The organism is Weizmannia sp. CD-2023 (assembly GCF_036225245.1).
Lineage (GTDB): Bacteria > Bacillota > Bacilli > Bacillales > Bacillaceae_C > Weizmannia > Weizmannia faecalis.
Window position 1 is genome coordinate 1 of sequence record NZ_JARTJQ010000089.1, and the last position, 1,744, is coordinate 1,744.

General features: G+C 43.8%; 1 protein-coding gene and 1 pseudogene. One reads left to right on the plus strand and one right to left on the minus strand.

The window, feature by feature from the left end; all coding sequences use genetic code 11:
- Positions 1–72: 72 nt before the first annotated feature.
- Positions 73–717: pseudogene (locus P9687_RS13680) on the plus strand (alpha/beta fold hydrolase); the annotation flags it as partial.
- A gap of 119 nt (positions 718–836) precedes the next feature.
- Here P9687_RS13680 and P9687_RS13685 read toward each other — a convergent pair.
- On the minus strand, positions 837–1,744 hold a 908-nt coding region (locus tag P9687_RS13685), incomplete at its 5' end, for an N-acetylglucosaminidase (RefSeq protein WP_328228906.1).

Here is a 1,744-nt window from a genome sequence, read left to right on the forward strand (position 1 = left end):
AGTGGAGGGTAGTTCACTGAGGCTGGTTTTGTCGTTTCCGCAGATGATCATGTCAGGCATGGAAAGACAGCGTATGATTCAGGTAACTGGGGAGACTGGGGAGACAAAGGATATATGACGATGGCGGAGGATGAGCATACGCTTCGTAAGATTGTGCAGGAACAATATCCTGATTTGCCTTATTTTATGTTCGGGCATAGTATGGGGTCAATGATTGCCAGAGGTTATGCTGCTGCCTACGGGGATGGTTTGTCCGGCTTAATTCTGTGCGGGACTTCGGGCCAATTCCCGAATGCAGGCAAACTGCTCCCTGTTTTGAAAGACCTGGTCGATGAAGGCAAAGGGGAAGAAACCGATTCTTCTTATTTGGAAGAACTGATGGGCTGGATGACAGAACGGATTGAACAACCGAAAACGCCAAACGACTGGATAAGCGGCGACCCGGATATTGTGGCAGACCACGCAAACGATCCGTTTAATAATTTTTCAACTCCGCCAAATATACACTCACTCTACTATTTTGTCCAGATGATGGAGAAGATTGTCGGAACGGAGAGGGCAGAAAAAGTGCCGGTATCGATCCCTGTTTATAACATTGCCGGTGACCAGGATCCGGTCGGCCAATATGGGGAAGGGTATATGCTGTATCGAACTGGCTGGTGCAAACCGGACATATTTTTTGCTTGTCCTGCACTTGTAAACGAAAAATGCATCTGAACCTGGCTGCAGCTATAACAAAAAGCTTCTGCCCAAAAAAGGGAGAAGCTTTTGTCATTTGCCATGCTCTTTACAAGATCCTGAATAGCCTTCATGACCAGCCTAATGGCTGCAGGCAATTATTTATAACTTGGAACTTCCAATGTAATATTGTAATTGTCTAATAGGTTGTATAAGTTATAGATTTCATCCACTTGTTTGTAAGCCCAGCCAATGTCTGTTGCATATTGATGGGAGGCATAGCCATATGTTGCAGCGAAATCTGGATTCCATCTCATTTTATACAAGGTATCTTGACCGGCGCCAAGGTAATTGCTGCTGATAAATTTAGCTCCGCCAATGATGGCCGCTTCCGGGGTCGTCCAACCATGTTGATAGGCATACCTGGCTCCATTTTGGACGGCATTGCCATCATTCGCCCCAGTCCCATACATATTATAAACAGTCTTGCCATTATACTTGACGCCATTTGCCAGCTGGGAAGTGCCATTTTCTGTTTCAAGTAAGGCATGAGCAATCAGATAAATTTCATTGATCCCATTTTGTTTTGCTGCAGTTAAAAATGCAGATGCTTTCCCGGCTAAAATGCCTTTACCCGCAAGAATTTTTTGGTTCACTTCTGTTGCATTCAGATTGGCGGTCGAAGTTAATTTCAAAAATTGAAGTGAGCGGACTGGATCCGATACAAAGTTATTCGGATTTAAATAGTATTTCACTTCATTTTTCGTGGCATTTTTCCATGCCTTGTTATAACTGATTTGATACCATGTATAGCCGTCATCCCCTTTTACGGTGGATAGGATGGTGACCTTTGTGCCTTCTTTAAGCGTTTCACCGACTTCATGATTCTTTGTACCTGCACCATCTCTGATATTCCAGCTTCCGTTTTGGACAACACCTGTTGTATGGCTTGTCAGCTTAATGGCATCACTTCTGATATAACGGTTATTTGTATCTGTTTGAGGCGAAACTCTCATTTGAATATTTGCAAGTTCATCCAGTGAAAGATCAGCTCTGAAGAGTAAAT